This window comes from Flavobacterium salmonis (assembly GCF_903819435.1).
GTDB classification, from domain to species: domain Bacteria; phylum Bacteroidota; class Bacteroidia; order Flavobacteriales; family Flavobacteriaceae; genus Flavobacterium; species Flavobacterium chungangense.
On sequence record NZ_CAIJDP010000082.1, the window covers coordinates 82,187 to 108,456 of the forward strand.

Consider the following 26,270-nt stretch of genomic DNA (forward strand, 5'->3'; position numbering starts at 1 on the left):
TATGGAATTTAGGGGTAAGTAGATTTAGAAGTGCTCAAGGATTTATGGGGCCATACCTTTATAAATACTAATTAAAATAAAGTATACAGAAATGGAATTTAAAAAGAGAATAAATATAATAAGAAGGACCTTAATGCGAACCTTAACTGCAAACGTTGGACGTAAAAACAACTCGTCTGAAAACATTTTCCAGGATACCAACATCAAAAGGATATTGATTTCAAGACCCAATCAAAGACTTGGCAACCTTTTATTAATCACCCCTTTGCTGCAGGAAATTGCCACAGTTTATCCTCAATGTAAGATTGACTTATTTGTAAAAGGCGGTGTAGCCCCTCAAATATTCCAGAATTATGATATTATAGATACTATTATTGAACTGCCTAAAAAGCCTTTCAAAGAACCTTTTCGTTATCTGAAATCCTGGCTAAAAATCAGAACGACAAGTTATGATTTGGCTATTAACGTCGATAAAGTATCTTCATCGGGGAGATTATCTGTCCGGTTTTCACGGGCTAGATTTAAGCTTTTTGGAGATTCTTTAAATGAGTCTATTGGATTAATGTATTTTGATTTCAAACATATCGCCAAAGCTCCGGTATATAATTTTCGTTTTGCCGGACTACAGGAAAACATCTTCGACAAGAGTGACAAGGTTCCTTATCTGGATTTAAAATTAGATCATTCGGAAATATTAAATGGACGTAAAATTTTACAATCATTGGTACCGGAAAATACAAAAGTAATCAGTCTGTTTACCTATGCTACCGGAAGCAAATGTCATTGTGTTGAATGGTGGGAGGAATTTTATGAAAAAGTTCGTCTCCATTTCTTAGATTATACCATTATTGAAATTTTGCCCGTCGAGAATATTTCACAGATTGGGTCTAAAGCTTTAACTTATTATAGTCGGGATATTCGTGAAATAGGTTCTGTTATTGCCAATACATCTGTTTTTATAGGGGCTGATAGCGGGATTATGCATCTGGCCAGCGCTTCAAAAATACCTGTTATAGGACTGTTCAATGTTACAAACCCGTTAAAATATAGTCCGTATAATCACAATAGTCTTGGTATTGAAACTGCTGATAACGATATAGAAAATATCATAGAAGTTTTAGAAACTATACTGCGATACCGTTTACGTACCTGAAATTTATAAATACTATTAGTCATTAAACAATAACTAAAATATATTATTCAAGAATGACTTATGAATAATTTATTTAAAGCAGCTCAATAAATTAAAAATCCTGAAAACAGAGAATTTCAGTTTTTTGCCTTGAAAATATATCGATATTCAAAATTTTCAGAAAATATTATGCAGTCTATTTACAAGATTCAAAAAACTCATAGGCTCTTTTATCAACATACGAATACATTGAATTACGTAAAGGAAAAGCACAATGCCCTCCGTATTTAGGGGTTTCCAGATATACGTATGCACTTTCCCGGGCTATAGCTGTGGGATAACACCTTTCGCCTAAAAAAGGATCATCAAGAGAATTAATAATTAAAACGGGAGTGGTAATGTTTTTAAGGGAAAATTCAGGAGAAACACGCTGGTAATAATCGTCACGACTTGCAAAACCATGCAGTGGTGCAGTAAAATACTGATCTACTTCATCAAAAGAAGAAATTTTATCAATTTGATCACGGTTTATAAAATCAGGAAATTGTGCCGCTTTGTATTTCAGCTTTCTTTTAATATCGATTGTAAAATTCTTTAAATAGATTCGGTTAAATCCTTGTTTAAGGACAGCAGCGCTTGTTGCGATGTGAGTTGGTACTGAAATTGAGACTGCAGCCTTTATACGCTCATCAATTTCTGTCCATCCTAAATAATTCAGAAGCTGAACACCTCCCATAGAAAATCCGATCAAATAAACTGCTTCGAATCCTTTTTGCATTACAAATCTAATCACTTCATCAAGATCATCAACTGCGCCATGATGATAAAGCCTGGGAAGACGGTTCATTTCTCCTCCACAGGTACGATTATTCCATGCGAAAACAGAAAAACCTTTCTGCTGAAAATAAGCCGAACAGCTATTATTGTATGTTCTGCGAGAATCTCCTTCTAAACCATGACATAAAATGACTGCCTTTTTAGAATCATTAATAATAAAATCAATATTAATAAAATCTCCGTCGCTTAACTCGAGCTTTTCTCTTGTATATTTTGGAATTTCAAACCTTTTAAAAACAGCTGCATAAATGGTAGAAATATGCCTGTTACGATGAATTATAGCCGGAAAATTATATTCTGATTGTTCAACTATAGGCATAATAAAAAGTTTTAGAGTCCTTAATACAAATCTAAGAAATCAATCCATATGTCGGTTAATACTGTCTTTTTATTTCACTTTCTAAATGGTTCTTTTTTTAATACAACTAAAGAAGATAAATTGTTCCGCAGAGCATGGACACCTCCCTATCCGGGAAGTGATTAATTTAAAACCATAAGTATTGAACTGCCGAACCAATTTTATCCTGATAAATTAAAAATATTGGTTTCTCAAAAAGAAAACGATTTTATTAAAAAAGACAAATACGGCTCTTTTCAGAATACCGCATTTATCAAACTAATTCAATTTTTATAACGTTGCTTTTACTTCACCGCAAGTCAGCATATTTTTGGGATAGTAAGGGTTTTTGATTTCCTTACTGTCACTTGTCCAGACAGCACCTGTCATTGGGCAGACCTGAAGATATAATGTTGCATCTTCAGCTTTGAACTTTGGTGCTAACTCCCAGAACTTAACAGAAAGTTCCTGAACAATTTTTCGTTGTTTATTTATATTTTTAGTAGCTGCTACCTGAGTTACAAGATCAATAATATCCTTTCTTTTTATAGTAGCCTCGTTCATTTGTTCAAGACTTAGTTTTTTAAATTTGAACTTATTTAATGATGCCTTTAATGCCTCTGCATTTTTAACAACAGCAAGACTATCAGAAATTATAAGACTGTTTTTTAAAGCCAGGTAATTTTTTGTGACTTCTTTTTTTTGTGTTTCACGTTTAGCAACTAATTCAGGCGTTACTTCCTCTTTTGAAGTTAATTGAGCATGTCCCAGAGCACTCAGGCAGATGAATGCTATAACTACTATTTTTTTCATATATCTGTTTTATTTAGTTTTGAAATAATTTTGTCAATTTCTATCAAAATGCTTTCAAAATGTTCTTTGTTTAATCCTGTTGATGCACTCATTAATTTGGTAACATCAGTTCTTAATTTTAAAAGATGCTGTTTGCCATATAACCTTACATCACTGCGCTGTGCTGCATTCAAAGCTTTACCCGGCTCTGTTTCTTTAGGCAATAACAACATACCCAATTTATCAATATAGCTGCGTTGTAACGATCTTCTGTAATAGTCCTGTTTTGCGTCACCGGTAAATTTTACCCATACGGTTTGCTGCACATCGTTTAAAAACTCAGGAACGGTGTAAGCTCCTTCAAACTGCATCGATTTAAGATTGATATTGTAAAGTATCCCTGAACTTAACACTATATTTAATACCTGATTCTGCTGATCTGAAATCTGATCCTCTGTTTTTAAAGAAATAAGCTGATCAATATTTTGTGGATACATCCAAAGAGGTGCCACAAACAATTGTCTTCCTAAATAATCGATAGCTGCTTTTACCTTTGCTTTAGGTACAGGCTGGTTTACGATACCTTTTTCGTCAACAGTTCTTTTAGTAACGTAGTTATTCCCAATATATTTCAGCACATGATACAAGTACCTTGAATATTGTGCTACAACCGCTTTATGCATATCTTCCAAATTGTTATAAGCATCGTTTGGCTCATAAGTCCATTCTACAAGGTTAGGCACTACACGCTTTAAATTCTTTATTCCGTAATCGCTGGCAAGTACTGCGTCATCACCAAGGTCTTCTGACTGGCTTCGTGGATCTTCGTCTTTCCCTTCGCCTCCAAACCATAATTTAGGATTAGCCGTTAAGCTGTCTGTTGTTAATTTGGCAAGAATGTTTTCTTCTTCAAACTCATCTTTAGTGTTTGGAAGATAGCTATATCCCCATTTAATTGCCCATTTATCGTACGCTCCAATACGTGGATAAATACCTGCCGGACCAATATTATCTTCCGGCTGTGCAACATAATTAAAACGGGCATAATCCATGATAGAAACGGTATGACCATTTGCTTCAACCCAGTTTTTATCACGAAGTTTTTCTACCGGAGTAGCACTGCTCGCTCCCATATTGTGGCGTAAACCAATGGTATGTCCTATTTCATGCGAAGAAACAAAACGGATTAACTGTCCCATCAATTCATCATCCAAGTGCATTTTTCGGGCTTTTGGATCTAACGGTCCTGCCTGAATCATGTACCATCTTTGTACTAATTTCATCACATTATGATACCACCCCACGTGGCTTTCAATAATTTCCCCACTTCGCGGATCGCTTATACGTGGCCCATAAGCATTGGGAGTTTCAGAAGCATAATATCGTATTACAGAATACCTTGCATCCTCCAGGCTCATTGTTTTATCATCTTCAGGCCATTCTTTACCAACAATAGCATTTTTAAAACCTGCTGCTTCAAAAGCTTTCTGCCAGTCGTTGATACCGGCAATTAAGTAAGGTCTCCATTTTTTTGGTGTTGCCGGATCAATATAATAAACGATCTGTTTTTTCGGTTCAACCAGTTCCCCTTTTAGATATTTTTTGATGTCTTTATCTTTAGGCTCCAGGCGATAACGCTGAATAATGAATTTTTTCTCAGCACGCTGCTGATCGTCATCAAACAAAATATATTTATTCGCAAAATACCCCACTCTTTCATCAGCAAAACGTTTGCGCATTGGCGTTTTTGGCAGTAATACGATTGATGTATTCAATCTAAGTGTTACCGTTCCGCTGCTGGCTGTAGAACTTGTATATGTTCTTGTTGTTTTTACTTCGATGTTAATCGGATAGGTGTCTATACTTTCAACAAAAGATTTATCATCTGCAAGAGCAGTTAGTTTTTTTTCTGTTTTTTCTTTGCTCTCCAAAGAGAACATTGCATTTTCTTTTTTAAAGGCATCTGTCACATCAATAACAACATTTCCATTATCCGGATTAGTTGTTTTTATTGGAAAAGCAGCCACAATAGGATTTTCATTACTTCCTGCCAGTGCTTTTGCAAGCATCGAATCTGCGTTGCGGACATCCTGTCTGTATTGTAATGATCTTAGAAAAACGGTATTGTTTGCCCCTTTTTCAAAATAAATGGTCTGCTCATTAGCTTTTTCTCCACCAAAAACGCCCATTCCTTCAGGAGTAGAAAGATAACGTGTTACGACCAGCATATACCTGTTAAACAAACTGTCCGGAACCTGAAAGTAGTATTTAGTATCAACCTGACTAACCGTAAAAAGACCTGTTTTGCTTTTAGCTTTATCAGTAATTACTTTGCTGTAAGCCAGCATACCTTTTGGCTGCGTGCTTGTGCTGTCTGCTTTTTTTTCTGTCGGGTTTTGTGAAAAACCATGCTGCTGTATGGCAAGCAGCATGGTTAGTATTATAAATATTTTTTTCATCAGAATTAAAATGGAACTTTTTCGTCTGTGTTTAATGTAAGTTTTGGATTTTTTATCATAACAGATAAAGGAAACGGAATAATATATAATCTTGAGTTAGGTAATAAAGTATACGTTTTTTGAGGAACGGTCTTATTCACGATTGGAAATACTCTTGTAATCGTTTTTGCATATTCAGTTTCAGTATTTAACCTCTTAAGATCAAAAAAACGATTAAAACCTAAAAGTAATTCTTTTCTGCGTTCATTGATAACAAGTTCCATGGTTTCTTTTCGGGTAGCCGGAACAGTTAAATTTACCGTTCCTGATAAAATACGTTTTGCTCTTAATGTATTTAAAATATCAACCGCTTCTGTAAGCTTATCTTCTCTGGCATAACATTCTGCCAGCATCAAATATACCTCTGTAGTTTTCATTCCAACAGTAGGATAAAAGAATCTGGTATATACAGTAGCCCAATACGCTGTATTTGAGCCCTGATCCAGATTTGTTGTACTGGTTGTATTAAAAAACAAATTAAAACGTGCATCATTTGTACCAAATAAAGTTCTCAGCTCAGGGCTTATGATATTTTGATATGCAAAATTCATCTCATTATAACCTGTCATATACTGGTAGCTTAGTACTTCTATATTATTTGCTGCCGGTACAGAAAGTACATTTGGACCTCCTTGTGCACTATAAGCAACCAGGTCAAATATTTTATTATTATAACTTAATGATTTTTCGGCAGCTTCCTTTGCAAGAGCAATTTCACGCTTGAACAAATGAACTTTTGCTTTGAATGCATAAGCAAATGCCAGAGACGGGTGGTATACATCACGTGGTTTTTCCTGAAGATATGGCAATGCATCTTCAATATCTTTTTGAATAAAATCGTAAACCTGCGCAACAGTAGATTTTGATGGCTGTGCCTCTAAATCGAATTTATCCATAATACAAATACCTCCATCATTAGCAGCAGTTTGCGGGTCATATCCTTTTGCATAATGGTTTACTAATAAAAAGTGATCGTATGCCCTGTTAATTTTGGCTTCTGCTTTTGCTAATTGTTTAGTACCCGATTCTCCTTTACTGTCATCAACTAATGTAATAATGGTATTCCATCTGTTAATATAGGTATAAGCCTGATTATAAAAACTTGAATTGTTTATTAAAGAAACCCTATCCGTAGTTTCATCAAAAGTAAAATTGATCGTATTGATATTAGGCGTTACTCCTATTACATTCGATTCTTTCATCCATTGATCATCAACCAGATACTGAAAGTTATTTATGGGATAACCTCTGTTTGGCAAAGACACCATTTCGTAAAATTGATCTGCAGTTTCTACTACTAAAGCTCCTTTAGGGGTAAGATCTGTATATTCTTCGCAGGATGCTGCAGTTAGCAGGATTAGCGATAGTATTATAGTATGTAAATGTTTCATTTTTTTAAAGGGTTAAATTAAAACCAAATAAGTAAGTTGCAGGCAATGGTAAATTACGCATACCGGAATTAGCCGAATAGACTTCCGGATCGATTCGACTACCGGCCGCACTCCAATACCAGATATTATTTACCTGAAAAGTAAATTTAGCCGATTCCATTTTGATTTTATTTGCGAAATTTTTTGGCAGGTTATAGCCTAATGAAATGTTTCTTAATTTGATATAATCACCATCTACAACATTGGCATTAGAGTTTCTCCATTGACTGCTGATTGTTCCTGCATAACTTCTAACGTTTTCTGCAAAATCTACATATAAACGCGTATTGCCATTTGGCTGTGCATCTGTGTAACGATCCGTAATACCTGAAAGATTTACTGCATCAGTACTCATGTCAATAGTTTCTCTGCGCATTACATTTCCGCCTGAGAAAACAAACAGCATATTCAGATCAAATTGTCTGTACGAAAATCGCTGTGATAAGGAACCTGTGTATGTTGGGGTTAAACTTCCCATATTTACCAACGCCTTAGGACTAGTAATTGTTTTTACAGTGGTGGATATTGGATTACCATTGGCATCAAAAGTAATTGACGGATTTCCGTTTTCATCCAAAACATAAGGATATCCGTTAACTGTACCTCCATATTTGTAAGCATATAAACTATTGAATACTTCTCCTTCAAAAAAGTAATTTGTTGGTGCGCTAATGTATACTGAAGCACTTGATTCTGCTCTGGTGACTTTGTCAATAGTTGTTTTGTTAAACCCAAAAACTACATTAGAATTAATACGGAAGTTACCATTATTATACCATTGAGAACCCACACTAAATTCTATTCCTTTGTTTAGCAAAGCTCCGGCATTAATTCTTCTGCTTGTTGCGCCAACAGTTGGATCTAAATCAGTTGTAGCTAATAAATCACTGCTGTATTTTCGATACATATCAATACTACCCGTTAATTTATTTTGAAACAAAGTATAATCTAATCCTAAATTGGTGGTTTGTGTTTTTTCCCATCTTAGCATAGGATTTGGCTGTGCCGTGATGTTTATATATTGTAAAGACTGATATAAGTTATCGTTTCTTCTTGTAGCCGTTACGTATGGAGTTGTACTTTGATCAATGTTTCCACTAACTCCATAAGTTGCTCTTAATTTAAGCATGTTGACCCATTTTATATCTTTCATGAAGTCTTCATTGCTAACATTCCATCCTAAACCAGCAGACCATAATGGACGGTTTTTGTATTTAGAATCAACTCCAAATAAATCTGCCCTGTCAACTCTATAGCTTCCTGTTACGTTATATTTTGACAAATAGGTGTAACCTGCAGTACTAAAAACTGAAAAATAATGATGTAAAACTTCTGTCTGCGATCTTGATAAAGCTGCTAAAGTGGCGTTATTTCCATAGATATAACTCGCAACCCCTGTTTGACTTAACGAAAGGTTGTTTAATGTAGCAGAGGTAAGTGTAACGGGATCATAACCATATCGTATTTGTTCAATACCTCGAGGGGCAAAAGTTTCGCGCATTTCAAAACCCGCTATGGCATTAACCGAGTGTTTTCCTTCACTGAAATCCTGACTAAAATCTAATTGATTTCTAAAAGAATAGTTGCTTACCTGACTGCTCCATTGCTTATAACGTCCTCCTGTAGAAAAACCATCTACGTAGGTGTAGGCATTTGTAGTAGGATTGTAACCTGTCAAGGCATTAATTGCATAACGCATTCTGTATGAGTCTACAGCATAATACTGATCGTTATCATTTTTTCTTAGCTCATATTGAAATTGTGTATTAAGGCTTAGACCTTTCCATATCTTGGCTCGCAAGTTTGTAAAAGCTCTTAAGCTTAGCGAATTTTCATGTGTGATACCTTCCTGAAGCGCATCTAACACGTTAAAATTTAATGATTTAAAACCACTTAAACTATTTATTTTTGCAGCCATGGCAGGGTTAAGAACACTACCGCTCGTAAAACCATCCTTAATACCTACAAAGGGTGACATTACTAAATTTCCGTTATCATCAGTAATACGCTCGTATCTTTTTTGGATATTATAATTGCCCAAATCAAAATCAGTAACGTCGTCATTACTATAACTTGCATTTAATCCAAAAGTAGCGTTTAACCAGTTGTTTACCTGAAAACTGCTTTTTGCATAAAGATTAAACTCACGGCTTGTATTGTTTTTTATTCTGTTTTTTGCATCGTCATAATTTAATGACACATATGTATTTTGCTTACTTGTGCTTCCCGAAAATGCGATATTGTAACGTTGTCTGAATTCGTTTTGCCACACATTATCTCGATAATCTTTTATGTAGTCATTCTTTCTCCACTGGGCAATAGTACTGTCATAATCTGAATTATTAATTTTTCCATCTTCCAAATCTCTGTTTAGCTGATAAAGAGGACTATAATACTTCGGACTGCTGCTTCCAATGTCTCCATAACTATTAAACATTGTTGCAGTATTAGTAAATCTGGCTCTTTCCCTATTATAAACAGCTTGTTCAAAATCAACTAAATCGCTGGTAGAAGCATAATTCATATCCTTTATACTTGGTTTTGTAGAAATAAAGAAATCAGAATTTATACTCACTTTTAACTTACCATTTCCTTTTTTGGTAGTCAAAACAATGATACCGTTTGCTGCTCTTGCACCATAAATAGATCCTGCTGCGGCATCTTTAAGGACATTTACACTTTCAATATCATAAGGGTTAATTTCGTCCAGAGTTAATTCTGTTGGCAAACCATCAATTACCACGAGCGGGCTATAACCTACTTCTACAGAAGAAAAGGTACCGATACCTCTCAATATAGGAGTATCACCAGAAGCTCCGGTTGGGTTTTTCTGGAACATTAAACCTGCCACACGACCCTCAATAGCAGTCATTAGATTGGCGTTGATATTTTCATTTAACACTTTCTCATCTATCTTGGCAATTGCACCGGTAGAATGGCTTCTCGTAAGTGTCTGAAAACCTGTTACAACTACTTCTTTCATGGCAGATACTTTATCTTCAACAACAAGTGTCAACTGAGAACGTCCATCGATAGCAAAAGATTTTTTTTCAATTGTTAATCCTGTACATTCCAATATACCATCTAAAGGTGCATTGTCAAAAGAAAAACTGCCGTCAAAATCAGTTATACTATGTGTATTCGTCCCGGAAATGGTAACACTTACTCCCGGAAAAGGTTCATTTTTACTATTTAATACTTTTCCTTGTATTTTTCCGTTTCCCCGTCCCTCCTCTTTTTCTTTAACATCAGTTACCACTATGGTCTGATTAGTAAGTGTGTACTTTAATTTTTGAGAGCTGAAAATTTGATTCAGTGTTTCTTTTAAACCTGAATTTTTAACATTAATAGTTACAGGATTCGAATCTTTAAGCAATTTCTGCGTATAAAAAACTTCGTAATTGGCCTGCTTTGCCACTTCTTTCAAAACTTTTTCAAGTGGAGCATCTTTAAAATTAATGGAAATACTCTGCGCCTGTGCTGTAGAATTGCAAAACAGCATAAACAATGCACTAAATATCCATAAATAAGTAGATAAATTAAACACAGTAATCTTTTTTTCTAGTTTTTTGTAAGGCTTTTTTTGTTGCAAATTAATTTTCATACATTTACATTTGGTTTTAGTTAAACAATGGTGAACAACTTATATTGGCTAGTACCTTTTAACAACCAGAAGCATCGCAACTGCTTCTGGTTTTTTAGTATATAGCGCAATATAATCGGGGAAATTTAAAATCAGGGATACACTATGATTGTTTTTCCTTCGACCTTAAATTTGATATTGCTAAGCTCAAGCACTTTTAATACTTCAGACAAATTTTTATTCATAAACGTACCTCCGTTGAATCTTACATCCGAAACATCTCCACGGTATTCTACCTTAATTCCGTACCAGCGCTCCAGCTGTTTCATTACTGATTTCAGATCGGCATTATCAAATTTAAAACGGCCATTTTTCCAGGCAATAGCAGCTTCGGTATCTACTTTTCGAATTGCAATCCCGTTAGAATTATCAGATACATTAGACTGTTGTCCCGGTTTTAAAATTGCTTTTTGATTTTTATAAGTAATGGCAACACTTCCTTCTAATAAGGTAGTTTTTGTAATCAGTTCATTATTATAAGCATGTACGTTAAAATGGGTTCCAAGGACTTCTATAGACTGATTACCTGATTTTACTATAAAAGGTTTGTCTTTATTTTTGGCTACTTCAAAATAAGCTTCCCCTTCTAATTCTACCAATCTTTGATTTCCATTAAACTGGGTTGGATATTTAATCGATGAAACTGTATTTAGATATACTTTTGTACCATCTCCCAAAACGATATTGTATTGTCCGCCCGTTGGTGTTGAAAGCGTGTTGAATGAATTTGCATCAGCTTTTGAAACATCAGCATTCGGATTTATGGTATAGATAATAACTCCGTTTGCATCCATCTTAATGGTAACTTCTTCTCCTTCTTGTGCGATAGTATCTTTTGCCGAAATATCAGACAGTACAATTTGCTTTCCGTTCGAAAGTGTCAGGATTCCCCTTGTTCCACCTGGGGCAATTTCCTTTGGTTTTTCAACTACCTGAATAATTTGTTCTTTGGGTTTTGTAAAATAAAATATTCCTGTACCCAACAATAAAGCTATTGATGCGGCAACAGCATATTTGTAAAACTGACTCTTATTTTTCTCCGGATTCTTTTTTCCATCTAAAGCTTTCCATGCTTTATCAAGATCTACATTCTCAATCTCATTTTGATAGTTACTTTGAACTTTAGCAAAATATTTTTTATTCTCCTGAGAATCATTATACCATAGCTCAAAAATCGAATTCTCTTCTGGGGTAAGAGTATCGTTTATTTTTTTTATGATCAGTTTAAATTCCATTTGTAGAATCTCTTTAAATTAACAATTACATGATGTAATTTAATACTAAGACAACCGAAACTAAAGAATGGGTGACAAAAGTTTAAGAAAAAATGAAGAAAAAATTAAATTATAAAGAAAGAAGAGTAACTTTCTTACGAATTCATGGAAAATAAAACTAATATCACAACTAATAATTCGCTGATTTTGATTTTAGCTCTTTTAAGCTGAGTTTTTACAGTATTTACAGAAATCCCCATTTCATTGGCGATTTCATCGTATTTATAATTCTCAATAAATTTGAGTTTAAAAACCTGCTGCATACTTTCAGGAAAAGTTTCAATAAGTTTTAAAATTTGATTATAAAGAATTGTTTTTTCTTCTTCGGAAATCAAATCTAAATCGTCATCCAAAATTAGCATTGAGTTTAAATCAATCAAATTTAAATCATCTGTAATTTTAACTGATTTAAGGTAATTCAAACATCTATTACGTACCATTGCATACAAATAGGCTTTCAGTGAGGTTTTTATTTCAATGCTATGGGCGTTTTCCCATAAAAAAATAAATACTTCCTGTACCACATCTTCACTTGCTTGCTGATCGAACAAAAAATTATTGGCATAGATAACCAATCGTTTATAGAAATGATCAAATACACTTTTATAAACGGATTTATTTTGATTTTGAAGTTCTTTTAAAACAATATCTATTTCCAACGTAAGTATTAAAAAAAAGCAAATAGGCTACAAAAAACAAATCTATGTATTTTTAATTTTTCAGCAAATAAGTATTGAATTTCCTTGAATAATTACAAAAAATACAATTATACTCCATAGAATTTTGAATATTAAAAAAAATACAACCGTTAAATTATAATAAAAAAACAATATTAGTAAATATCTTACCCAATATCTTTAACAACAAATGTTCTTTAATACTATTTATCTTAATCATGCATTGCTTTCGTTTGTATTTACGTGATTATTTAATCCTAAGGATTATAAAAATCTCTATATAATACAAGGACAATCAATATTTAAAATAAAAAATAAACATAATTGAATTAGTCTTTTAAGAAAATTTGACTAATTACAAATTAAAATTAGGAATGAATTTAATAACGGTTTATGACTATTTAACCGAATAAGATCTATAGATAATCATAGAATATTCAAACACTTTTGTTGTCTGTAGTGTTGTTGACTTATTTTTTTTTAAGTTATTTTATAAGTTGAAAACTAAGTAAAAAATCATTTATACAGTGTTATAGTATCATTCAGGTTTTCTTTATTAATAAATGCAGTAATATATTCCTGTACTTCATTAGTAGACTCTAAAGGAGTTTCAAAAGAATTGATATGAAATTCGTCGTCCTGATCAAGAATATGTATTATTTCTGTATAACCTTTAGAAATTAAGCTTCCTTTTAATCTAATTATATTCAACTGCTGCTGACCATTTAACTCTTTACGAACTTTTAGTTTTATAGCTTTATCCATAGTAAGTATTTTTAAATTAATAAGTCGTTCATTAATTCAAATATAACTATTAATTACTTTAAAACAATCATCAAAAAAAACTTATAAAACATTATTTATCAACACATTAATAACAAAAAAAACCATTACTTTTTTTCCTGAAAACGATTATTATTTAAATACTCTTAAAATTGTTTCTAAAACTCTTCAAGAGACTTTACTTTGGTATCAGGTGTCATAAATTACGTACAGATTAAAAGAATAATCATGAAAGGGAATCTTAACCTGATACAATTTATTGATGTTAGAAAGCAATCTATTAATTATGCAACTAAAATTTATTTTTCTGTAAATACTTCAGTTATTCTTTAGAATAAATTTGTAGAAAAGAAATTAATTTAAACTTAAAACAGTAAAGAAAATAAGTTTAAAAAATTCCTTTTTCATAAAATAACTATTCTAAAACACAATATCATGGAAAAGCAAAACAACAACGAATATGGTCAAACAGATCCGGATTTTATTGATCAAAACACACTTGTTGACGGTAATGATATTCAAAATGAAAATCATTCTCAACAGGATCTGAACAAAGAAAGCAAAACTGAATTTGGAGAAAGCGATCCTGATTTTATAGATCAAAATACACTTGTTGATAATGATAACTATGCAAGAGATGAAGATCCGTATCAATATCAGGAAGAATTTATTGAAGATTTTAAACATCCTGAAAACGATTTTGAAATCAACAAAAATAGCAATTCAGAAAATATTCAGAATGAGGAAAAAACTACAAATAAAAATGATGTTAATACCAATCATGAAAAGAAAAGTGATTTTTAAGGATGAAAAATAACTGAATTTGGTAGTACTAACAAAAAAGAGGCATACGATAAATAGTATGTCTCTTTTTGTATAAACTTTATTTGGTCTTAGTTACAGTTCAAGTAATCTAGGATTCGTTTTATAAGTATCCCATAAAAGCTCCCCAAACAAAGTATTTGTCCATGCAAACCAGGATCTTGTGAAATTTTTAGCATCGTCCTTATGGAAAGATTCATGCATAAATCCGGTATCTCCGTGTGATGCTTTTAACATTCTGATGCAATCCTTAATTTCGCTTGGATCAGAAGTTGTGTAAGCCCTCATTACAAGAGACATTGGCCAGATCATATCCATCCCAACATGTGGTCCTCCAATTCCTTCGGCTACTTTTCCTTTAAAGAAAAACGGATTGTCTTCTGAAAGGACAAACTTTCGGGTATTTTGATAAATTGGGTCTTTAACACCAATTGCGTCCAAATAAGGCAAACTCAACAAACTCGGAACATTGGAATCGTCCATCAATAAATGACCTCCAAAACCATCCACTTCGAATGCATAAATTTCTCCGTATTTAGGATGTTTAACCACTGCATGTTCCTTAATAGCCTTATCAACTTCATTTGCTAAATTCCTTAATTCTTTTGCTGTGGCTGTATCTTTTGTAATCACTTCCAACATTTCTGCAGCCTGATTCATACTGGCTACAATAAAAAAGTTAGATGGAATAAGAAATGAAAAGACAGTTGCATCGTCACTTGGTCTGAAAGCAGAACAAACAAGGCCAACTGGTTTTACTGGATATCCATACCCTTTTAATGGCCTTGTATCAGTAGCAAACTGTGTTGTTCTTTGAAATGTGTAAGGGTTTTTGCCGTCTTTTTGCTGCTGATCCCTGAAAACTTTAAGTGTCGTTATGATAGCTTTGACCCAATTTTCATCAAATGGGGCAATGTCTCCGGTATTTTTCCAATAATTATAAGCCAGTCTTATTGGATAGCAAAGCGAATCAATTTCGTATTTTCTTTCATGAACACCCGGTTTCATATCAGTATGGTCTGTGGTCCACTCCCCTTTTTTATTTGGGTCATTATAAAATGCATTTGCATACGGATCTTTCAGAATGTATTCTGTCTGTCTGTTTATAACACCTGCAATAAGATTTTTTAATTTTGAATCCTTTCCGGCAAAAGCCATGTAAGGCCAAACCTGCGCAGAACTGTCTCTTAACCACATCGCATCGATATCTCCTGTAATAACATATGTGTCAGGCCTTCCGTTTTTCTGGGTGTGAGTCACCGTTGTATCAAGAGTGTTAGGAAAACAGTTATTAAATAGCCATCCTAATTCTTTATCCTTTACATTCTTTTGAAACTCTACTATTGTTTTTTCAATAAATTCACTTTCGAAATTTCTTTTGCCTTTTGCAACTCTTACAATCGGAAAATCTTTGACTGCCTTAGTACTGACAATTATTTCCATAGGATCAACAAGTGCTAAACTGCTAAATAAAACAGTGTTCTGGATAAATTTTCTTCTTTGCATTTCTTTATATTTTAAAATTGTAAAAAAAGAACTTCCTGTTATTCATTTGATAGTGAATACGGAAAATCTTCTTTATTTATTCCTCTTTTATTATTTGGCGTTGCCGACATATCAAAGTCAAGTGTTCCTCCTTTCATTAGTTCGGAATGGCTCAGCCAGTTTTTTGAATAAGCTTTTCCATTCAATTTCATTCCTTTAATGTATCGATTCTCATTACTATTTGAACCTGCATTTATGGTTATGGTTTTGCCATTTTCAAGTTGTATTGTGACTTTTTTAAATAATGGAGCCCCTATAACATATTGATCAGAAGCCGGAGTAACAGGATAAAATCCTAAGGAAGAGAAAACATACCAGGCCGAAGTCTGTCCGTTATCTTCATCACCACAATAGCCATCGGGTGTTGCATGGTACATTCTGTTCATGGTTTCTCTTACCCAATATTGTGCTTTCCAGGGCTCTCCTGCATAATTATAAAGATAAATCATGTGCTGAATGGGCTGATTTCCATGTGCATACTGTCCCATGTTAGCAATCTGCATTTCTCTCATTTCGTGAATTACACCATCTTTAAAATCTTTTGTAGCAAAAACGGGAGGTAAAGAAAAAACTTTATCCAATTGCGAAACGAATACTTCTTTTCCGCCCATCAAATCAACCAAACCTTGTACATCATGAAAAACTGACCATGAATAATGCCAGCTGTTTCCTTCTGTAAATCCGTTAAACCATTGAAAAGGATCAAAAGGTTCCATAAATTTTCCATCTTTATTTTTAGGATGCATCAGGTTGTATTTCGGATCAAAAAGGTTCTTGTAATTTAAACTCCTTTTTTTGTATAAATCAATTTCTGTCTGCGGTTTATTCAGGGCTTTTGCCAATTGATAAATCGCAAAATCATCATAGGCATACTCTAATGTTCTGGCCGCACTTTCGTTGATTTCATCATGAGGAACATATCCTAAAGAGTTATAAGAATCAATTCCGGCGCGTCCCACGGCTTTCAGCGGACCCGCATTATTAGCGCCATGGATTACAGCTTTGTAAAGATTTTCAATATCGTATTTTTTTACTTTATCGCTTTTTAAATACGCTTCAGATACAATGGATGCAGAATTATTTCCGACCATAATATCTCGTAATCCCGGACTCGACCATTCTGGCAGCCAGCCACTTTCGTTGAAGGCATTTGAAAGACCTTCCTGCATCTGCGTATTCAGTTCCGGATACATGAAGTTTAAAAAAGGATATAAAGCCCTGAAAGTGTCCCAAAAACCGGTATCGACAAACATATAGCCCGGCAAAACTTTTCCGTTATACGGGCTATAATGTACTACTTTGTTGTTTTGATCAAATTCATAAAACTTTCTCGGAAAAAGAAGCGATCTGTACAGAGAAGAATAAAAAGTCCCTATTTGATCCGGTGTTCCGCCATCTACTTTTATTCTTCCTAATTCTTTGTTCCAGACTGCTTTTCCTCTTTCTTTAAGCTGATCAAAATTAGTATTGCCTATTTCTTTTAAGTTAAGCTCGGCCTGATCATAACTTATAAAAGATGAAGCCACCTGAGCGTTTACTTTTTCACCAGTTTTTGTTTTAAAACCAATTACCGCTCCGGCATGATCTGCTTTCATTTCTAAAGCATTCCCTAAAACGTCTCCGTTAAAAGTTGCATTTACCTCAAAATCTTTATCAAAAATAATCACGAAATAATTTTTGAAATTTTCCGGAACTCCACCGCTGTTTTTGGTCGTGTAACCGATAATTCTTCTTTCTGACGGAATAATTTTTACGTAAGATCCTTTATCAAATGCATCAATAACAACGTAAGCCTTATCTGTTTCCGGAAATGTAAATCTAAATCTCGCAGCTCTTTCAGTTGGCGTGATTTCTGTCGTAACATTATGATTTGCCAGATAAACGCTGTAATAATACGGCGTAACGGTTTCAGCCTTATGAGAAAACCAGCTTTGTCTGTCTTCTTCCTTAAATTTCAGTTCACCTGTAACAGGCATAATCGAAAACTGACCGTAATCATTCATCCAAGGTGAAGGCTGGTGCGTCTGTTTAAAACCTTTAATCCGGCTTGACTTATATGTATAAGCCCAACCATCGCCCATATTAGCGGTTTGCGGAGTCCAGAAATTCATTCCCCACGGCATTGCAATTGCAGGATAGGCATTCCCGTTTGAAATTCCGTAATCAGAATCGGTTCCTATTAAAGGATTTACCCAGTCAATAGGCTGTTGTGGTGTAATTACTTGTGTATTTTGTGCATTAGCAGAAACAAAAGCAAAAATCACGAATGCAAAAGTGTATTTAATTTTTATCAAAGCTTAGTTATTTAAATGTAGATCATAACAAACATACTAAAACGTTTTAGTTAAAACAAAAAATTTTACTAAATATGAATTTATGTTAATTTTATAAGATATCATTAGACAATAAAAGCGATGGATTAGATGTTGTGAAATAATGTACAAAAAAATCTGCCTACAAATTATTATTGACAATCAAATTCCTTAGTTAAAAATAAAGAAAAGTTCTTTAATCAGTTATTTTAGTTAATGAAGATTCTCTAATAATAAGTTCTGCATTAATCATGACTTTGTGAACTGTTTCTGTTACATCTTTTTTCTTCAAAAGAGGCAACATAATTTCCATTAATTTAGCACTTATGTCATTAAGAGGTTGAGAGACTGACGTGATAGTAGGGCTGTAAATTTTATACATATCATTATCATCAAAAGAAATAATTCCAAGATCATTTGTTAAAGATGGTTTATTTTCCTTAAAAATTTCCAGTCCCTTTTGTGTCAAATAGTTAGTTGCAAAAAATACAGCATCTAAATTGATCTCCTTATCAAAAAAATCCCTGATTCGTTCTTTTCCTTTTACTGTATAAACCTCATTATAAGGAATCTCAAGAGTAATTGGTTTTAAACCATTTTCATTTATTGCTTTTATATATCCCGTGAGACGATCCTGCATCTGAGACTGGTCTGGAGCAATCGTAATAAAACCAATATTTTTAAATTGATTATCTATCAGATGCTGTGTCGCATCAAAAGAAGCTTTTTCGTTATTTACAACAACACTACTGCAATCTAATCCTTCAAAAAACCTGTCTAATAATATGACCGGAATATTGTCTTTAATTAAATTTTCAATAGTATCTTTTAAGCCTGGTGAAGGTACAACAACAAACCCGTCAACTTGGCGAAAATTAAATAAGCTGATAAGCTCTTTGGATTTCTCATCATCATTTTCATTACTGCAAAATATAACTTTATACCCTTTATCGTAAGCAATGTCTTCAAAAATACGAGCTAATTTAGAGAAGAAATTATTTGAAATATCTTCCACCATAAAAACCAAAATTTTTGATTTACCTGTCCGTAAACTTTGGGCAATTTGATTTGGCCTGTAATTTATTAATTTTGCATAGTCTAAAACCTTTTTAGTAAGTTCTTTAGAAATATGTTTTTCTTTTGCTTTACCATTTAACACAAAAGATACCGTTGTAACAGATATTTTAAGTTCATCTGCAATATTTCTAATAGAAACAGGTTTTTTTTTCATTTAAAAATCCTCATTTAATTTTAAACACAAATTTGATTCAAATATAGTAAAGTTAAAGCCTATTGCTAAAATCTGATTTGGTGGAATTTAAACATTTATAAAAAATCGTATTGACTTACTTGTCGTACTCCTTTAATAAACAAATTGTTTTAACGTCTAAAATCATGCTGCAGGCGAATAATGTCTTCTTCGTTAGAAGTATTATTTGATCAGTATGCTGCCAAATTTCAGTGTTACACAAATTAAGAAAGGGCATCAGATTTTTATTTCTGATACCCTTTATTTAAAAGTAAAAATGATTAGCTTACACTTAATGAAAACATTTACTCAATGTAAATCAAACTGTTATCAACTTTTAAATAACAGCTATAAGAATTACAATGCAGCTCAAAACATCTTAAGCAATACAGCTATGAATAATGTAAAGTATTTAGATTAGATCAAAACGATCCAGATTCATTACTTTATTCCATGCGAAAACAAAATCACTTATAAATTTTTCCTGTGCATCACTACTTGCATAAACTTCCGCAATAGCTCTTAATTCTGAATTGGATCCGAAAACAAGATCTGCACGTGTTCCAATCCATTTCGGTTGTCCCGTGTTACGATCATTTCCTGTATAAAGTTCTTTATCATCTGATAATGCTTTCCATTGTGTGCTCATATCAAGCAAATTGATAAAAAAGTCATTGGTAAGATGACCCGGACGATGTGTAAAAACACCATTTTTTGTACCGTCAGAATTTATATCAAGTACACGAAGTCCTCCTAAAAGCACTGTTAATTCTGGTGCCGTAAGTGTCAGTAAATTTGCTTTATCGATAAGAAGTTCTTCTGTAGAAACTGATGATTTTGTTTTTCGGAAATTACGAAATCCATCTGATTTAGGTTCCAGATAACCAAAAGATTCAACATCAGTTTGCTCCAAACTTGCATCCATTCGACCTGGTGTAAATGGTACTTTTACTAAATATCCGGCTTCTTTTGCAGCTTTCTCTACACCAGCACTACCTGCTAAAACTATTAAATCGGCAAGTGATACCTTTTTACCATTTTGTTGCGTAGCATCAAATTCTCTTTGAATGCTTTCAAGTTTATCTAAAACCTGTTTAAGCTGTACGGGATTATTTACATCCCAGTCTTTTTGCGGAGCTAATCTTATACGTGCACCGTTAGCCCCTCCGCGTTTATCTGACCCTCTAAAAGTTGACGCTGAAGCCCATGCGGTTCCTACTAATTGTGAAATGCTTAAATCTGAATTCAATATTTTTTCTTTCAACTGTGTAATATCGTTCTCATCAATTAATGCGTGATTAACCTCTGGAATAGGATCTTGCCATAACAATTCTTCCTGAGGAACGTCAGATCCCAGATAACGGGAGCGTGGCCCCATGTCACGGTGAGTAAGTTTAAACCATGCACGGGCAAAAGCATCAGCAAAATCATCTGGATTTTCCAGGAATCTGCGTGATATCTTTTCGTAAGCCGGATCCAGCCTTAATGACAAATCAGTAGTAAGCATGGTTGGCAAATGCTTTTTTGAACTGTCAAAAGCATCAGGAATAATAGGTTCAGCATTTTTGGCTACCCATTGGTGTGCACCGGCAGGGCTTTTAGAAAGTTCCCATTCGAAGCCAAATAAATTTTCAAAAAAATTATTACTCCATTGTGTAGGTGTTTTTGTCCAGGTAACTTCCAATCCGCTTGTAATGGCATCTGCACCTTTACCGGAACCAAAACTATTTTGCCATCCAAATCCTTGCAATTCAATACCTGATGCTTCCGGTTCTTTATCTACGTGATCAGAAGAGGCAGCACCGTGAGTTTTACCAAATGTATGTCCTCCGGCAATTAACGCTACTGTTTCTTCATCATCCATTGCCATTCGGCCAAAAGTATCACGTATATCTTTTGCAGCGAGAATAGGATCCGGATTACCGTCTGGTCCTTCAGGATTTACATAGATCAGTCCCATTTGTACGGCTGCAAGTGGTTTTTCAAGATTTCTGGAATGAACATGCCCATCTGCATTGTCATCAGATGATACTACCCCGTGATCTTTTGGTACACCATCAGAACCATCGTTATAGCGATCATCTCCACCCAGCCACGTTGTCTCAGAACCCCAGTAAACAGATTCATCCGGTTCCCAAACATCGGCTCTTCCTCCGGCAAAACCAAAAGTTTTAAATCCCATAGATTCCAAAGCAATATTACCGGTTAATATCATTAAATCTGCCCAGGAAATTTTCTTTCCGTATTTTTGTTTAATTGGCCATAAAAGTCTTCTGGCTTTATCAAGACTAACGTTATCGGGCCAGCTGTTAAGGGGAGCAAAACGCTGTTGTCCTGCACCTGCTCCGCCACGCCCGTCATGCACACGGTAAGTTCCAGCGCTGTGCCATGCCATTCTGATAAAAAGACCTCCATAGTGACCAAAGTCTGCAGGCCACCAATCTTGTGAATCTGTCATGAGTTCATGTAAATCTTTTTTTACAGCTTCAAGATCAAGACTTTTAAAAGCCTCAGCATAATCAAAATTATTACCCATTGGGTCTGATACCGGAGAATTCTGTCTCAGAATATTTACTTTTAACTGATTTGGCCACCAGTCGCGGTTCTTTGTCCCTAAAGCGGCTGCTTTGTCCATGCTGCCATTATGAAAAGGGCATTTGCTAATGTCATTTGATTGATTTTCCATAATTTATTTTTTTGATTTTTATTATTTAACCGAAAACGAATTTAAGAACTAAACAAGGAAACTTTATACGTGATTCATATTATATTAACCTACTTTCATAGATAAAATCTATTGACAATATCATGAAAAGTAGATAATGCCTAAGAAATTGGGTATTGAAATTATGAAAAATATATCTAATTATCAATTAATAGACTTCTTTTTATCAGTGCAGGTTAATTCGAATAATAAAACAGATTATTCTTTGCATTTTATTAAACGAATATGAATTTAAAAATTCCGACTATTAAATTAGATAGTCATCTAAAAGACGATCCTATAAGTACCGCTAATGAAAATATTATAATACTCTAACAATATTATATAAAGAAGTTTAAATCGAAAAACTTTTCTTTATAATCTCATAAAATACATCAATAATTGCTCGACAATTAAGCTTACATTATTACTTAAAACAAAAATTTCAATGAGTGATATTGCCCACAGATTTCCTGAAAACCCCTTACTGATACCAAAAGACCTGCATCCCAGTACTCCTGATTTACAAATTATAAGTCTTTTAAATCCGGGAGTTTTTACATTTAAGGAAAAAATATGGCTTTTAGTACGAGTTGCCGAATCTATTGCGCAAAAAGAGGGTGTTATATTTTTTCCGGTTATCAATGAAATGGGCAAAGTAGAAATTATTGAGATCCCTCTTAATGATCCGGATCTCGTTGCTACAGATGCCAGAATAATTCAGTATAAAGGTCTTGACTACCTGACAACACTTTCGCATTTACGCCTTTTATGCAGTGATGATGGTATTCACTTTTATGATCCTGAGGGTTATAGTTCTTTGTTTGGTTCAGGAATATTGGAACAATTTGGTATAGAGGATGCGCGGGTAAGCAAGCTTGATGATAAATATTATATCACTTACACTGCCGTTTCTTCTAATGGTGTGGGTGTAGGATTGCGCACGACTAAAAACTGGAAAAATTTCGAATCTCAATCAATGATATTCCCTCCCCATAATAAAGATTGTGCCATTTTTGAAGAAAAAATTAATGGTAAATTCTATGCACTGCACCGCCCATCAAGTCCTCAGATTGGAGGCAATTTTATTTGGCTGGCTGAATCTCCTGATGGTATCTATTGGGGAAATCATCAATTTCTTGTCGGAACCAGAAAAGGACTATGGGATAGTGCCAGAGTTGGCGCTGGTGCAGCACCTATTAAAACGGATAAAGGGTGGCTTGAAATATATCACGGAGCAAATGCAGAACACCAATATTGTCTTGGCGCTTTCTTAATGGACTTAGAAAATCCTTCAAAAGTAATTGCCCGAACATTAGAACCTATAATGATGCCACAAGAAAATTACGAACTGAGTGGTTTTTTTGGATATGTAGTTTTTACGAATGGTCATATTGTAGAAGGAGATAAACTTACAATATATTACGGAGCAGCCGATGAATTTGTCTGCGGAGCCTCTTTCTCCATTACAGAAATCTTATCAAATCTTATTCCTGAATTTTGATAAACATTTTATTGTATTCTTATTTATACTCTTATCCTTAATCTCTATCTAAAGTAAGATGTTCCAGTAGATAAAAAAGTTTAAAACTATTAATAAAGATAACACTACTCGAAATTTCGGAATATAATCGCTGCTTACTTGTGTTTTCCTCTTCCTTCAAAACTCTCTCAAATGCAGAGAGCCATGGAGATCATACTTTACATCTCTATTAATATACTTCAGTTGCCTTAAATCAAACAAAGGGGAAAAATACCCTTTGAAAAGGGGCTAATATACTCTTTTTCAATATTTTAAATAAAAGTACTTTTATGTTACTAATAAAATACAAACATTTAAAATGGAGAAAGCCGAAAAGCCAAAAAAGAGTAGGCATCAGAAAAAATCACAATTATGAAAACAAAAACACTATTAATTATTGGTGTTATTGCCTTTGGGTTAATATTATTTTCCCAATGCAAACCCAAAAAAATGTTGGTCTACAATGAAAATGGAAATTACTTTGTCGATAATAATTTCCTGATTAAAGATGCAAAGGAAATGTCCAGAGCAGATATTGACGGACTTATTGCACTTGATAAGGAATATACGAAATTTGGAGGTTCCGGCTTCTTAAATTATATCGTTCAAACGCAAATAATTCAGCACGTTAATCAAATAAAGACTTTGACCAGAGTATCAAAAATCGCAAAATTGAATGTCATCCATAAGGGTTGTTTTGATGTAATTGATATCAATTGGAACAATTATGGAGATATCAAAGCAAGACTGGATAATATATTATCAAAATACGAATATGCTTCATTGGATGGTAATATTGGAATTGCGGGCAATAAAATTGTAACCAAAGCTACCAAACTATCTGAACAAGAGATTAGTACTTTTAACAAATTATCAGTAGTGGGAATTGATGAAAATAATATCTGTAATGATTACATGGGAACCAAAGCGTTTAGCAGATTGCTAATGAGAACTACCAGAACACCTTTTGATAAAAATTTAAATCAACAGGTTATTAATGTTATCAAACAATACCAATAATTATCAAAACAAGGTCAATCGATAAAGTTTGTCCTTGTTTTTATAAAAAAATATTTTCAATCAAATACAATAGAAAATGAAAAGAAAATGGCAGCTTTTTGGTATATTCCTTTTACTCTTTATGGTTTTTACAATTGCATTAAAAGGAACCTTTGACGGTTATTATGGTTTTTATTATGATAAAGAAGAGTATAAAAAACCATTCTTTTATGAACTTTCAAATAAAATTGTAGAATTTGAACCTGTTAGTATGTTTACGACTTACACTGGATTTGATACAGGGTATGGTTTTTTTGCGCCGAATGTTGCAAGCGATTTTGTCTTGCTTTTTGAATTGCAGGACGCTAACGGAAATATTCTGGAAGAACGGATTATGCCGGAATGGAAGAGTAAGGAAAGTATTGTGAGATATACTTCTGTTTTTAATATGTTCATAGACAAAGTGGTTGCTTCTAAAAAGAAAAACGAATCCCAATATCACAAATATTTGGATGTGGTGCTTAAACAAATTGCAAAAAGCGTCCTTAAAGAGAGTTATGGTGCGAAAAAATGTACAGCCAAACTTTATCTCTACGATTATCCTTCTTTAGACAGATATAAAAATGGAGAGAAAAAAGACAACCTGATTTTAATTAGTCAAATTAAATAAAAATAACCATGAAAAAAGCCACCATCTTATATAATAAAATTGAGTCTCTATTTTTTGTAAATAAAGGAAATCCCGAATTTCTGGCTTTCTTTAGGATCTCAACTGGGGCATTGGCGCTGTTACATTTTTTATCTATCATAAGCGATTTTGACATGTTTTTTTCCAGTAATAGTCTTGTTCCACAGGATATAATGTCTGTTTTTAATCCGAACTGGCTAATTTCTTTTTCAAAAATTACTCATTTTTTTGAATCTTTTGGAATTGCAGAAAACACTGTGATTTTAGGTGCTAAAATAATGTTTATAACATTGTGCATTAACATCATAATAGGATTTTATTCCCGGGTTAGTGCTTTTGTGTTACTGCTATTGCAGGTTGCTTTGCTCAAAGGGAGTTCGTTTTTTATTTACGGAGTCGATTTTTTTACCAGCATGTCTTTATTTTATTTGATTTTATTACCTTCTGATGCATATTGCTCAGTACTACGTTTTATCATAAAAAAGAAAGCTACGGAAGTCAATTTTATGCCTGTAAAAAGAATGTTTCAAATTCATATCAGTATAGCTTATTTCTTTTCAGGATTTGATAAGTTACTGGGATACAACTGGCGCAATGGTGAATCTATCTGGAAAGCCATTAATTTGCCATATGCTAACAGGGATTTTAATTTTGATTTTTCCTGGATGGCAGACCACTCTTATATTTTAATTATTATTGGCTGGTCTACTATCATTATTGAAATGCTGTATCCGTTTTTTATCTGGATACCTAAAACGCAAAAAACATGGATGATACTTACCATCAGCATGCATTTGGGAATTGCTTTAGTGCTGAACCTCTATTATTTTTCGGCCATCATGATCATCTGGAACCTGACTAATTTTAATTTTGAAAGAGAAACAGTTACCATCAAATCTCTAAGTTTAGAGCGACGCTTTTATAAAAAATCGAGTCCGGTAGGAATATAGAAAAAATTATTTCTTAGAACCTGTTTAAAATTTATTTTTGAGATTTATTATTGAAATAATGCCAATACTCTAATTA

Annotated in this window: 18 protein-coding genes; 6 read left to right on the forward strand and 12 right to left on the reverse strand. The window is 33.6% G+C overall.

Translation table 11 applies throughout. The features are described from left to right. Positions 1-91 precede the first annotated feature (91 nt). Entirely contained in the window at positions 92-1,153 is a 1,062-nt protein-coding gene (locus FLACHUCJ7_RS18365; protein ID WP_180909951.1) for a glycosyltransferase family 9 protein, read from the forward strand. A 175-nt stretch (positions 1,154-1,328) separates the two neighbouring features. Here the strand turns inward: FLACHUCJ7_RS18365 and FLACHUCJ7_RS18370 are convergent, their stop codons facing one another. From FLACHUCJ7_RS18370 to FLACHUCJ7_RS18405, 8 genes are all read right to left on the reverse strand, one after another. Then, positions 1,329-2,288, reverse strand: a complete 960-nt coding sequence (locus FLACHUCJ7_RS18370) for a YheT family hydrolase (RefSeq protein ID WP_180909952.1) — start codon at positions 2,286-2,288, stop codon at positions 1,329-1,331. A 309-nt stretch (positions 2,289-2,597) separates the two neighbouring features. Then, positions 2,598-3,119, reverse strand: coding sequence for a DUF3347 domain-containing protein (locus FLACHUCJ7_RS18375; RefSeq protein WP_078228482.1), 522 nt, complete (start codon positions 3,117-3,119; stop codon positions 2,598-2,600). Further along, positions 3,116-5,557, reverse strand: a complete 2,442-nt coding sequence (locus tag FLACHUCJ7_RS18380) for a zinc-dependent metalloprotease (RefSeq protein ID WP_180909953.1) — start codon at positions 5,555-5,557, stop codon at positions 3,116-3,118. The genes FLACHUCJ7_RS18375 and FLACHUCJ7_RS18380 overlap by 4 nt, the downstream gene beginning before the upstream one ends. 5 nt (positions 5,558-5,562) lie before the next feature. Then, positions 5,563-6,987 (reverse strand): RagB/SusD family nutrient uptake outer membrane protein, encoded by a 1,425-nt coding sequence (locus FLACHUCJ7_RS18385; RefSeq protein WP_180909954.1) that lies wholly within the window; start codon positions 6,985-6,987, stop codon positions 5,563-5,565. Positions 6,988-6,991: 4 nt separating this feature from the next. Further along, positions 6,992-10,630 carry a SusC/RagA family TonB-linked outer membrane protein gene (locus FLACHUCJ7_RS18390; protein WP_180909955.1) on the reverse strand — a complete coding sequence of 1,213 codons (3,639 nt, stop codon included), beginning with the start codon at positions 10,628-10,630 and terminating at the stop codon, positions 6,992-6,994. A gap of 131 nt (positions 10,631-10,761) precedes the next feature. Then, complete coding sequence (locus FLACHUCJ7_RS18395; RefSeq protein WP_230408865.1) at positions 10,762-11,904, reverse strand: FecR family protein; 1,143 nt, start codon at positions 11,902-11,904, stop codon at positions 10,762-10,764. A gap of 134 nt (positions 11,905-12,038) precedes the next feature. Beyond that, the gene (locus FLACHUCJ7_RS18400; protein WP_180909956.1) at positions 12,039-12,602 is read right to left on the reverse strand and encodes an RNA polymerase sigma factor; all 564 of its coding nucleotides are present in this window, start codon (positions 12,600-12,602) and stop codon (positions 12,039-12,041) included. Positions 12,603-13,136: 534 nt separating this feature from the next. Continuing rightward, positions 13,137-13,385 (reverse strand): hypothetical protein, encoded by a 249-nt coding sequence (locus FLACHUCJ7_RS18405; RefSeq protein ID WP_078228490.1) that lies wholly within the window; start codon positions 13,383-13,385, stop codon positions 13,137-13,139. Positions 13,386-13,838: 453 nt separating this feature from the next. Here FLACHUCJ7_RS18405 and FLACHUCJ7_RS18410 point away from each other — a divergent pair, with 453 nt between their 5' ends. Then, complete coding sequence (locus FLACHUCJ7_RS18410; protein ID WP_078228491.1) at positions 13,839-14,207, forward strand: hypothetical protein; 369 nt, start codon at positions 13,839-13,841, stop codon at positions 14,205-14,207. Between the two features lie 93 nt (positions 14,208-14,300). Here FLACHUCJ7_RS18410 and FLACHUCJ7_RS18415 read toward each other — a convergent pair whose 3' ends face one another. The 4 genes from FLACHUCJ7_RS18415 to katG form a co-directional block, all read right to left on the reverse strand. Next, a complete protein-coding gene (locus tag FLACHUCJ7_RS18415; RefSeq protein ID WP_180909957.1) occupies positions 14,301-15,731 on the reverse strand; it encodes a glycoside hydrolase family 125 protein in 1,431 nt (476 codons plus the stop codon). Between the two features lie 38 nt (positions 15,732-15,769). After that, positions 15,770-18,061, reverse strand: coding sequence for a GH92 family glycosyl hydrolase (locus FLACHUCJ7_RS18420; RefSeq protein ID WP_379780569.1), 2,292 nt, complete (start codon positions 18,059-18,061; stop codon positions 15,770-15,772). 217 nt (positions 18,062-18,278) lie between these two features. Continuing rightward, positions 18,279-19,313, reverse strand: coding sequence for a LacI family DNA-binding transcriptional regulator (locus FLACHUCJ7_RS18425; protein WP_180909958.1), 1,035 nt, complete (start codon positions 19,311-19,313; stop codon positions 18,279-18,281). Positions 19,314-19,743: 430 nt separating this feature from the next. Beyond that, positions 19,744-22,017, reverse strand: coding sequence for a catalase/peroxidase HPI (katG, locus tag FLACHUCJ7_RS18430; protein ID WP_078228499.1), 2,274 nt, complete (start codon positions 22,015-22,017; stop codon positions 19,744-19,746). A gap of 466 nt (positions 22,018-22,483) precedes the next feature. On the opposite strand from katG, the gene FLACHUCJ7_RS18435 reads away from it, so the two are divergent. From FLACHUCJ7_RS18435 to FLACHUCJ7_RS18450, 4 genes are all read left to right on the forward strand, one after another. After that, positions 22,484-23,539: a glycoside hydrolase family 130 protein gene (locus tag FLACHUCJ7_RS18435; RefSeq protein ID WP_180909959.1), complete on the forward strand. Its 1,056-nt coding sequence runs from the start codon at positions 22,484-22,486 to the stop codon at positions 23,537-23,539. A 390-nt stretch (positions 23,540-23,929) separates the two neighbouring features. Further along, a complete protein-coding gene (locus FLACHUCJ7_RS18440) occupies positions 23,930-24,577 on the forward strand; it encodes a hypothetical protein (protein WP_123922033.1) in 648 nt (215 codons plus the stop codon). Between the two features lie 76 nt (positions 24,578-24,653). Next, the gene (locus tag FLACHUCJ7_RS18445) at positions 24,654-25,226 is read left to right on the forward strand and encodes a hypothetical protein (protein WP_180909960.1); all 573 of its coding nucleotides are present in this window, start codon (positions 24,654-24,656) and stop codon (positions 25,224-25,226) included. Between the two features lie 8 nt (positions 25,227-25,234). Continuing rightward, the gene (locus tag FLACHUCJ7_RS18450) at positions 25,235-26,194 is read left to right on the forward strand and encodes an HTTM domain-containing protein (RefSeq protein WP_180909961.1); all 960 of its coding nucleotides are present in this window, start codon (positions 25,235-25,237) and stop codon (positions 26,192-26,194) included. The last annotated feature ends 76 nt before the right edge of the window (positions 26,195-26,270 follow it).

Coding starts and splice junctions, on each gene's coding strand:
- FLACHUCJ7_RS18365 (WP_180909951.1), top strand. CDS start 92: ATGGAATTTAAAAAGAGAATAAATATAATAAGAAGGACCTTAATGCGA.
- FLACHUCJ7_RS18370 (WP_180909952.1), bottom strand. CDS start 2,288: ATGCCTATAGTTGAACAATCAGAATATAATTTTCCGGCTATAATTCAT.
- FLACHUCJ7_RS18375 (WP_078228482.1), bottom strand. CDS start 3,119: ATGAAAAAAATAGTAGTTATAGCATTCATCTGCCTGAGTGCTCTGGGA.
- FLACHUCJ7_RS18380 (WP_180909953.1), bottom strand. CDS start 5,557: ATGAAAAAAATATTTATAATACTAACCATGCTGCTTGCCATACAGCAG.
- FLACHUCJ7_RS18385 (WP_180909954.1), bottom strand. CDS start 6,987: ATGAAACATTTACATACTATAATACTATCGCTAATCCTGCTAACTGCA.
- FLACHUCJ7_RS18390 (WP_180909955.1), bottom strand. CDS start 10,630: ATGAAAATTAATTTGCAACAAAAAAAGCCTTACAAAAAACTAGAAAAA.
- FLACHUCJ7_RS18395 (WP_230408865.1), bottom strand. CDS start 11,904: ATGGAATTTAAACTGATCATAAAAAAAATAAACGATACTCTTACCCCA.
- FLACHUCJ7_RS18405 (WP_078228490.1), bottom strand. CDS start 13,385: ATGGATAAAGCTATAAAACTAAAAGTTCGTAAAGAGTTAAATGGTCAG.
- FLACHUCJ7_RS18410 (WP_078228491.1), top strand. CDS start 13,839: ATGGAAAAGCAAAACAACAACGAATATGGTCAAACAGATCCGGATTTT.
- FLACHUCJ7_RS18415 (WP_180909957.1), bottom strand. CDS start 15,731: ATGCAAAGAAGAAAATTTATCCAGAACACTGTTTTATTTAGCAGTTTA.
- FLACHUCJ7_RS18425 (WP_180909958.1), bottom strand. CDS start 19,313: ATGAAAAAAAAACCTGTTTCTATTAGAAATATTGCAGATGAACTTAAA.
- katG (WP_078228499.1), bottom strand. CDS start 22,017: ATGGAAAATCAATCAAATGACATTAGCAAATGCCCTTTTCATAATGGC.
- FLACHUCJ7_RS18435 (WP_180909959.1), top strand. CDS start 22,484: ATGAGTGATATTGCCCACAGATTTCCTGAAAACCCCTTACTGATACCA.
- FLACHUCJ7_RS18440 (WP_123922033.1), top strand. CDS start 23,930: ATGAAAACAAAAACACTATTAATTATTGGTGTTATTGCCTTTGGGTTA.
- FLACHUCJ7_RS18445 (WP_180909960.1), top strand. CDS start 24,654: ATGAAAAGAAAATGGCAGCTTTTTGGTATATTCCTTTTACTCTTTATG.
- FLACHUCJ7_RS18450 (WP_180909961.1), top strand. CDS start 25,235: ATGAAAAAAGCCACCATCTTATATAATAAAATTGAGTCTCTATTTTTT.